This window comes from Faecalimonas sp. LCP19S3_D12 (genome assembly GCF_052121495.1).
GTDB lineage: Bacteria > Bacillota > Clostridia > Lachnospirales > Lachnospiraceae > Faecalimonas.
This window is the reverse complement of the sequence record NZ_JBQKED010000104.1, coordinates 1-1,435: the sequence shown is the minus strand read 5'-3', so window position 1 is coordinate 1,435 and position 1,435 is coordinate 1. Positions and strand designations below refer to the sequence as shown.

Genomic DNA, 1,435 nt, shown 5'->3' with positions numbered 1-1,435 from the left:
CTGATTTTGAGACGAATACCGCAGTACCCATTTGTAATAAGCCGGATTGCCGCCACCTTTCAACAAGGGAAGACAAAAATACGACATGTAATGCGGCTAACGATGACTCTATGACCATATTTCCATATCAAGGAAAGCTATATGGGATAGAAACTAGGGAGGATGGAATTGGATTTTTCGTATCGGAACTTGATGGCAGTAATCGAAAAAGTAAAGAAAATTTTATTGATGCTGGCGGTATCTTTGATGAAGGAATCATTGTTCGGGATAAATTATTTTATCTTTATGATGAGACGATTGATATTGTTGAGAGCGATGGGATACAGGAGGTAACGCTTAAATGGCATTTTAATGTGTTGGATTTAAAGTCGATGAAGCAGGAAGAAATTCTGTCAGAGGAGACAGATTATATGGGTCTGCTTGGGGGAACAACAGAATATATGGTATATTCTGTCATAAGAGAGGGTGAACCATCTTTTTATCAATTTGACTATAAAACGAAAAAGTCGGAAGAAATCGCCCTGATTAGTGGTGGGTATGGAGAAATTTATCCGGTTTCCGATGGAAAAAGTTTTTACTATATAGGGGGAGAGAAAAAATTAAGCAAGAATGTAAAGTATAAGGCAAATACAGTGTATCAATATCATGTTGATACAAAAGAAAATGAGGTTTGTGTGAGTGGAGCGGAGATTCAGGACTTCATTGGTGAAGATGCAGAACTGATTTTATTATACGGTGTTGTAGATGAGGGAATTGTCTTTTGGGCACATCCACAGAACAGAATGCTTTTCAAAGAGAAGGAAAGTGGAAGGCTTCGAGAATTATCCTTGCCAGAAAACCTTCCGGTGGAAGGGGCGAGACTGAATAGCGTTGTCTGCCAAACAGAGCAGGGATTGTATTTTGATTATTATATCACCAATCAAGAGACCGGGGATAAGGGAGACTGGATTACATGGTATGGATATATCAGCTGGGAAGATTTACTGAGTGGAAAAAATGACGTAAAAGTAGTCTTGTATCCGCGAGTTTCTTCAGGTGGGGCTCTCGTAGATAAAGATGGAAATGTGATTGGTACGGAATCAAGGTAGATTTACAATCTGTTTGGAACAAAAATGGTCCGTTTAGAACAATCTGATTAAAAAAAGTAGAAAATATGCTATACCGAAGCCAACGGGAAAAGGAACGGGGAGGACTGTCTATGTTGAGTGGGAAAGGGAAGATTTTGTTGTGTTGTCTGATGCTCCTATTGGTGACTGGTTGCAGTGGAAAGAATACTGATGAGAGTGAGAAATCAGAAAAATTCCAATCGGATTATATGGAGCTGAATGCTTCGGGAACAAAAGTGGAAGAGGGCATTTTTTTCGTTGAATCAGGCATATCATATTACATTGATTTTGATTCAAAGAAGGCAGTTCCAATCTGTAATAAACCGGAT

Annotated in this window: 1 protein-coding gene and 1 pseudogene; both read left to right on the top strand. The window is 39.0% G+C overall.

Going from position 1 to position 1,435, the window contains the following annotated elements; all coding sequences use genetic code 11:
- On the top strand, nt 1-1,088 hold a 1,088-nt coding region (locus ACTQXY_RS15415; protein ID WP_441660201.1), incomplete at its 5' end, for a hypothetical protein.
- 110 nt (nt 1,089-1,198) lie between these two features.
- A pseudogene (locus tag ACTQXY_RS15410) lies at nt 1,199-1,435 on the top strand (hypothetical protein); the annotation flags it as partial.